Origin of the sequence: Bacillus sp. EE-W1 (assembly GCF_009760835.1) — a bacterium.
In the GTDB taxonomy this organism is placed as follows: domain Bacteria; phylum Bacillota; class Bacilli; order Bacillales; family Bacillaceae_G; genus Bacillus_A; species Bacillus_A wiedmannii.
On sequence record NZ_WIPE01000115.1, the window covers coordinates 21,926 to 29,514 of the forward strand.

7 protein-coding genes are annotated in these 7,589 nt (G+C 38.2%); 4 read left to right on the forward strand and 3 right to left on the reverse strand.

Going from position 1 to position 7,589, the window contains the following annotated elements:
* Positions 1-58 precede the first annotated feature (58 nt).
* The 4 genes from GFJ36_RS26425 (at position 59) to abc-f (ending at position 3,824) form a co-directional block, all read left to right on the forward strand.
* Positions 59-952, forward strand: a complete 894-nt coding sequence (locus GFJ36_RS26425) for a LysR family transcriptional regulator (RefSeq protein WP_087983943.1) — start codon at positions 59-61, stop codon at positions 950-952.
* A gap of 51 nt (positions 953-1,003) precedes the next feature.
* Positions 1,004-1,372 carry a MerR family transcriptional regulator gene (locus GFJ36_RS26430; protein ID WP_046955576.1) on the forward strand — a complete coding sequence of 123 codons (369 nt, stop codon included), beginning with the start codon at positions 1,004-1,006 and terminating at the stop codon, positions 1,370-1,372.
* A gap of 4 nt (positions 1,373-1,376) precedes the next feature.
* The gene (locus tag GFJ36_RS26435) at positions 1,377-1,916 is read left to right on the forward strand and encodes a flavodoxin family protein (RefSeq protein WP_088064794.1); all 540 of its coding nucleotides are present in this window, start codon (positions 1,377-1,379) and stop codon (positions 1,914-1,916) included.
* A 273-nt stretch (positions 1,917-2,189) separates the two neighbouring features.
* Positions 2,190-3,824 (forward strand): ribosomal protection-like ABC-F family protein, encoded by a 1,635-nt coding sequence (gene abc-f / locus GFJ36_RS26440; protein ID WP_088064795.1) that lies wholly within the window; start codon positions 2,190-2,192, stop codon positions 3,822-3,824.
* A gap of 115 nt (positions 3,825-3,939) precedes the next feature.
* Here the strand turns inward: abc-f and GFJ36_RS26445 are convergent, their stop codons facing one another.
* From GFJ36_RS26445 to GFJ36_RS26455, 3 genes are all read right to left on the reverse strand, one after another.
* Positions 3,940-4,251 (reverse strand): heavy metal-binding domain-containing protein, encoded by a 312-nt coding sequence (locus tag GFJ36_RS26445; RefSeq protein WP_000637523.1) that lies wholly within the window; start codon positions 4,249-4,251, stop codon positions 3,940-3,942.
* Positions 4,252-4,316: 65 nt separating this feature from the next.
* Positions 4,317-6,032, reverse strand: a complete 1,716-nt coding sequence (locus GFJ36_RS26450) for an ABC transporter ATP-binding protein (RefSeq protein ID WP_088064796.1) — start codon at positions 6,030-6,032, stop codon at positions 4,317-4,319.
* Positions 6,033-6,259: 227 nt separating this feature from the next.
* The gene (locus GFJ36_RS26455; RefSeq protein WP_137035902.1) at positions 6,260-7,444 is read right to left on the reverse strand and encodes a PDZ domain-containing protein; all 1,185 of its coding nucleotides are present in this window, start codon (positions 7,442-7,444) and stop codon (positions 6,260-6,262) included.
* Positions 7,445-7,589: the final 145 nt, after the last annotated feature.

The following is a 7,589-nucleotide window of genomic DNA, read 5'->3' on the forward strand; positions in this document are numbered from 1 at the left end:
ATCTCTATCATCAGAAATACTTATGATAAGATGATAGAAAAAGAAAGGAGCCCATTACATGAACGTAGACATTTTAAAAATATTTGTTACTGTCGTTGAACAGAAGCATTTCTCCCGTGCAGCAGAATTATTAAACCTTTCACAGCCTGGCGTAAGTATGCATATACGCAACTTAGAAAACGAATTTGGCACTACACTTATTCAGCGCTCTCCGAAGCACGTTCAAGTGACGGAAGCTGGAAACATATTATATATACACGCAAAACAAATGCTCTCTCTTTATGAAGATGCTAAGCAAGAAATTAACGAGCTACATAACGTTGTAACAGGAACTCTTCGCATCGGTGCTAGTTTCACAATTGGCGAATACTTACTTCCAAAAATACTGGCTAACTATGCGAATGAAAATCCACACGTTGAAGTTCATACCTTTATCTCAAATACAGAAGACGTTTTGCAAAGCCTTCGCTCTAATCAAATCGATATCGGCTTAGTCGAAGGGCAAGTCGTATACGCCGACGTGGACGTTGAAACGTTTATGCAAGATGAAATGAAGCTCGTCGTCCCGCCAAATCATCCACTGCTCCGCACAAATGAAATAAATGAAAGCACACTCCAAGATCAAGTATGGGTATTAAGAGAAAGTGGTTCTGGAACACGCGCTTATAGTGACCGCTTTATTCATCAACACCATTTAAAATTGAAGCGCTTCTTTACATTCAGTAGTATCCAAAGCGTGAAAGAAGCAGTTAGTGCCGGGCTTGGCATCGCTATACTTTCTGATTGGACTGTACGGAAAGAGTTACTGGCAAAAGAGCTATTCCACGTCGAAGTTCCAAATGAACAACTCATCCGTCCATTCTCCATCGTGCGCGGCAAATACTTCATCCCGTCTAAAGCTATTCAGGTGTTTTTAAATTATGTAGACTCTTTTGCGAAAAAACAGCATTGACCTTCACATTAGTGTGAAGGTTTACAATACATGTACAAGGGGTGAAACACATTGCGAATTGGAGAGTTATCAAAAGAAACCGGGGTTAGCGAAAGATCACTAAGACATTATGAAGAAAAGGGATTACTCCCTTCTAAGCGCCTCGCAAATGGCTACCGTGACTTTGATGAAAGTGCCATCGAAAAAGTGGAGCTTATTCAAATGTACTTACAAATTGGCTTAAATTTAGAAGAGACGGCAAGGATGCTGCGCTGCCTCGAAATAGAGCCGCACCTGTACGAAAATCCTTGCAGCAGTATCCTTACGCTTTATGAAGATAAACTTAATGAAGTAACGAAGCAAATCTCATTACTTTCTAGCATTCAAACGAATTTGCAAAAACACGTTTCACTCCTAAAGCAAACAAAAGAAAAGGGATGATTACATGTTTGTTATACATGGCAGTTCAAGACAAAACGGAAATACAGAAGCTTTAACACATATGGTGATTGATGGAATTGAAACAGAACAAATTTACTTGCGTGATCATATCGTCCACCCAATCATAGATCAGCGCCATGATGCAGAAGGATTCCAACCTGTAAATGATGACTACGAGCAGTTAATCGAGCGTATGTTAGAGCACGACACAATTATCTTTGCTACACCGCTATACTGGTATGGAATGAGCGGTCATATGAAAAACTTCGTCGATCGCTGGTCACAAAGCTTGCGTGATACATCTCTTCATTTCAAAGAAAAAATGAAAGGTAAAAAAATGTACGTTGTCATCGTTGGCGGAGACAATCCAAAGCTGAAAGCATTACCGCTTATTGCTCAGTTCCAATATATCTTTGATTTTGTTGGTTCATCATTTGAAGGGTATGTTATTGGGGATGCGAATGGATTGGATGAAATCAAAAATGATGCTGAGGCTCTAGCAAAAGTACAATTGTATAATAATAAGTTCAAAAATAGTAAATAGAAATAAGTTTGACAAACCATTTTGTATGCGCATACAATAAAAGTAACATTATGAAAGGAAGGTACTTTGACCAATGAAGTTCTAATTCTCTTATTTATTTCATCCATCACAAATAGTGAACAAAAAATGATGAAAACTAGCAGGGGATTAGTCTGTCCATTTGTCGATACTTTCTTTCGAAACGATCATGTAAAAAAATCGTTTATTTATGTACGATTTTTTACATGCAAGGGCGACGTTTATCCTCTCTAGTGAAACTAGGGAGGTTTTTTTATGACTATTTTATTCGCACGCAATATTGAAAAGAGCTTTGGTGATCGCACACTATTTACGTTACCGTCACTGGAAATTCAAGCACAGGATCGCATAGGAATTGTCGGAGTCAACGGAGCTGGTAAATCTACGTTATTACAAATATTAAGTAAAGAAATAGAAGCTGACAAAGGCATAGTAACTCATCATAGTTCTATCAGCATCATTCCTCAACTTAGCGAGGAACTACCGGAAACCACTTCTGCTCTCGCAAAAGGAAAATGGAGTATTTCAAACGTTACAGATGCAATGAGCGGTGGTGAACGAATGCGGCTAAAGATTGCTCATGCTCTCGAACAAGATGCAGGAATTTTATTTGCTGATGAACCAACAAGCCACTTAGATATGGTTGGTACAGAGCAATTAGAAAAGGCACTTTTATCTTATAAAGGGTCACTTGTTTTAATATCGCATGATCGTGAATTTCTAGATAATATATGTACAAAAATTATTGAAATTGAAGACGGGACGATTCAAGAGTATAAAGGAAACTATTCCAACTATCGAAAGCAAAAAGAACGTGAACGAACACAAAAACAAGCAGAATATGATCAATATATACAAGAAAAAAATCGTTTAGAGCAATCAATTTCACAAAAAAAGCAACGTGCTTCTAATATGACAAAAATCCCAACTCGATTCAGTTCATCTGAATCTAAACTTTATAAGTTAAGCGGGGCTCATGGCCAAGAACAGGTTAGCAAAGCAGCGAAAGCATTAGAAACACGTCTCGAAAAACTAGAAAAGAAAGAAAAGCCAAAGGAACTTTCTCAGACTCAGTTTGACGTGCAATACCATACACCCATTCATAGTAAAGTGGCAGTACAGTTCAATAAAGCAACAAAGAAAATAGGCGACCGCACACTATTTAAAAATATGAATGGAACCATTGCCCCTGGTGCAAAACTTGCTATTTTAGGTGCAAACGGAAGCGGCAAAACAACTTTGTTCAACATGCTTCTCGCAAACGAGCGTGGCATTCAGCTTTCGAAAAGTTGTAAAATTGGATACTTTGAACAAACACTATCAATTTTAAAAACAGATAAAACCATTTTAGAGAACGTTCTAGAAGAAACCAACTATACAGAAGCATTCGTTCGAACAATACTCGCACGGCTTTTATTCCGCCGTGAAGATGTTCATAAACCTGTACATGTCTTAAGTGGCGGCGAACGAATGAAGGTCGCACTCGCAAAAGTATTTTTAGGAAACTATAATATGCTTCTGCTCGATGAACCGACAAACTATTTAGACTTAGCGACGCAAGAAGAATTAGAAATCATGTTACAAGAATATCCTGGCACAATACTTTTCATTAGCCATGACCGTGCCTTTATTCGCTCTGTTGCAGACCATATTCTACAAGTAGATGAGAGTGAACCAAGAATATTCCACGGTAATTACGAGCAATACACAAAAAGAACCACCGGGGATTCTGTAAACGTAACTGAACAAGAATTATTACGATTACAAACAAAATTAACAGAAATTATCGGCCGAATTTCCATGCCAAATCATCACGATGATATCCCATCTCTCGAACAAGAATACGAAACATTATTAGTTCAAATCCAGAAATGTAAAGAAGCGCTCTAATGTCTTCCCTATATATCGACAGGGCCTTCCGCATTTCCCAAGAAATATTGGAACTTCGACATAGAATAGCATTAATAAAAGTGAAAAAGCCGTGCATCAGCACGGCTTTTTCACTTTAAATACGGACAGCAGTTCCGCTCACTGCAACCATTAGCATTCCTTCGCGAACTACTTCGTAATCCACGTCGATACCAACAATTGCATTCGCATTTTTTTGTCTTGCGAAAGTTTTCATCTCTTCCATTGCAATGTCGCGCGCTTCTTTTAATTTACTTTCATAAGCGCCCGCACGACCGCCGACAACGTCACGGACAGAGGCGAAAAGGTCACGAACGATATTCGCGCCCATAATCGCTTCTCCATTGACGATATCGATATACTCAATAATTTCTTTTCCTTGAATTGTAGACGTTGTTGTTACAATCATGCTTCATAGCCTCCCATATAAGATTTTCACTTACTTATGGTGCACTAATTCAGCAGAAATTATATTTACGAACTGAACTGTGCTTCGTATAACCTGCTGTATCCTCCGCCTTGTTCAATTAATTCATCATGTGAACCTTGTTCTGCAATACCATCTTTATTTACAACGACGATACGATCTGCATTTTTAATCGTTGCAAGTCTGTGAGCAATAACTAATGTTGTACGGCCCACAGATAGTTCAGCAAGTGATTTTTGAATCGCCAGTTCCGTCTCTGTATCTAATGCGGAAGTCGCTTCATCTAATATTAAAATTGGCGGGTTTTTCAAGAACATACGAGCAATCGCTAGACGCTGCTTCTGTCCACCAGAAAGTTTCACCCCACGCTCACCGATAACGGTATCTAAACCGTCTGGTTGTGAGTAAATTAAGTCTTCTAACTGCGCACGTTTTACTGCCTGCCAAATTTCAGCTTCTGACGCCTTTAAGTTTCCGTAAGCGATATTTTCACGAATTGTTCCTGAGAATAAGAACACATCTTGCTGCACAATTCCAATTTGCTTACGAAGTGAAGATAACGTCATATCTTTCGTATCAATACCATCAATTTGAATCGATCCAGACGATTGTTCATAAAAACGTGGTAATAGACTACATAACGTCGTTTTTCCAGCTCCTGATGGTCCTACGAAAGCAACTGTTTCACCTGCATGTATTTTCAAATTAATATCATTTAAAATCGGTTCTTTATTTTCATATCCGAATGTAATGTTGCTATATTGAATATCACCATGTACATGTTTAACTTCCATCGCATCTTTAGAGTCTACAATATCTGGCTCTGTTTCAAGAAGCTCTACATATCTCTTAAAACCAGCGATCCCTTTCGGATAGCTTTCGATTACCGCATTAATTTTTTCAATTGGGCGGAAGAAAATATTCGTTAATAGAACGAATCCGATAAATCCACCGTACGTTAATTCACCTTGCAGAACAAACCATGTACCGCATATTAAGACGAAGAGCGTTACGAGACGCATGAGCATATAACTAATCGATGAATTTAACGCCATAATTTTATACGCCATTAATTTCGTTGTACGGAAACGAGCATTGTTTACAGCAAATTGCTCTTTCTCAAACTTTTCATTTCCGAATGCTTGTACAACACGGATACCGCCAACGTTGTTCTCAATACATGCATTAAAATCAGCAACGTCTGAGAATAAACGTCTAAACGTACCTGTCATTTTTTTATTGAAGTAAAGTGCCAACCACAATAGGAATGGAATAACGAAGAACGTTAATAACGCTAACTTCCAGTTGATCATCATCATAAATGAGAATGCCCCAACTAAAGTCATAACAGCGATAAATAAATCTTCTGGCCCATGGTGAGCAATTTCCCCAATTTCCATTAAGTCGTTTGTAAGACGTGAAATTAAATGACCTGTTTTATTATTGTCAAAAAATCTGAATGATAGCTTTTGAATGTGATCAAATAATTTCTGTCTCATATCCGTTTCAATGTTAACACCAAGCATATGTCCCCAATATGTAACGACATATTGTAAGCCTGCATTTAATATATACACTGCAAGTAAACCGAAACAAGCCCATAAAATAAGCGTCCAGTTTTGTCCTGGCAATAACTTATCAATAAATTGATTTACGATAAGCGGGAAGCCAAGTTCTAGTAACCCTGCGACAACTGCGCAAGAAAAGTCGAGTATAAATAAACCTTTATACGGTTTATAGTAAGAAAAAAATTTACGTAGCATATCTTACCTCCATTTTCCAAAATTAAAAAGACTCACTAAATGATAACCATTATCAAATAATTATTCAAGTTATCCGTCTATGAAACTAAAAAGAATGTTTGCGATGGTTGTCGTTTTTTCCATAAATTCGATATATTTGAATAATCACCGATATAAATTTCATTTACTACTAATCCCGCCCCCACAACCAAAAAGGGTATCACCACAAGGTGATACCCTTTCCTCTATTACATCGCTTCCGAATCCCACTCATGCTCCTGCTGAACAAACACAATTCCTAATTCGTGATGTCCTCCGGCGTATAATGCCGTTTGGGCAAGGCGAAGCTCTCCATTTGTATCTAATACTTCTAATTTACAAAATGCTCCTGTCGTCTTCGTTTGAAGCGCATCATAAAATTCCTCAGCGCTTCTTGGAATGACTCCATTTACTTTCGTAATCACTTCTCCAGGCAGTAAATTCAGCTCCGCCCCAATTGTATTCGGGATTGTATCTAATACAACAAGTCCATCATTACGTGCAGCGAAATACGCCGGTCTCGTCTCATCGGCAATTTTTTCTTGCATGGAAATTGTGAAACGCCCAAGCATTGCGACTCCCATTGCGATAATGGCAAGTACGTGCCACCAATAACTTGCGATTCCTAAAACAAGTACAATTCCTGCTAATCCGTAGACACGCCTTCCTGTAAATAATAAAGCTTCCGTTGGCTCATAACTTCTAATCTTTCTCATAAATCCAATTAAAAATGGAACGAGGAATAGAGAATAGGTATGTGAACCGATTGAAACGACAGGCCACCATGAAATAAACTGCGTTACTGCATCACCTGGTACAAGAATAAAAATAGGAACGATCCATAAACGCTTTGATTCGTGTAAACCAATCTTTAGCCCACGCTTACCCTTCCTAATCTTCGGCGTAGAATATCCTACTGCATTTTTAGAAATCAACAAGCCCTCTACAACGAGCATGACACCTAGTAAAATAGCAAGAGATACAATCGTACTCTCTTCCCCTTCTCCAAGCTGTAAGAAGGAAACTGGTAGCTTAGAAGATACTAGAACGCATACAATTGCGATACTAAATGTATAAGCTGCTGATAAATATCGATACATAGCAGTTAATCCAAATAATAACGTCCAAAGTAAGATGACCCATAAGCTCGCTTTGGAAACGACAAGGCCAAGTCCAATTGTAAGAATAGATACGATTAATCCGTATCCAACTCCCGCAAATAGAGATGTTCGCAGTTCAAACCAAATATCATAAACTTTAAAGGAAAAATCCTTTCGTTCTCGTAACATACGTAAGTATCCAACGAAGATACTACTTATTAAAAATACATAGACAGCAGGGTGTAAGAAAAAACGTCCAACTGCCCGCATTATTTCAAAAATCCATGCCTCCACGAACTCATTCACCACCATTTATATCATTCTTTCTTTTTATATTATCATAACTGGACAAACGTTTGTTTAACACAAAAAAATACAGGCAGCAAACTGCCTGTATTTCTTTTTATTTCGCTTTAATGGGCAGTAAGACCCCCACTGA

What these genes read in the sequence shown, in the direction of transcription:
- GFJ36_RS26450 (WP_088064796.1), bottom strand. Translation starts at nt 6,032, where the DNA reads ATGCTACGTAAATTTTTTTCTTACTATAAACCGTATAAAGGTTTATTT.
- GFJ36_RS26445 (WP_000637523.1), bottom strand. Translation starts at nt 4,251, where the DNA reads ATGATTGTAACAACAACGTCTACAATTCAAGGAAAAGAAATTATTGAG.
- GFJ36_RS26425 (WP_087983943.1), top strand. Translation starts at nt 59, where the DNA reads ATGAACGTAGACATTTTAAAAATATTTGTTACTGTCGTTGAACAGAAG.
- abc-f (WP_088064795.1), top strand. Translation starts at nt 2,190, where the DNA reads ATGACTATTTTATTCGCACGCAATATTGAAAAGAGCTTTGGTGATCGC.
- GFJ36_RS26435 (WP_088064794.1), top strand. Translation starts at nt 1,377, where the DNA reads ATGTTTGTTATACATGGCAGTTCAAGACAAAACGGAAATACAGAAGCT.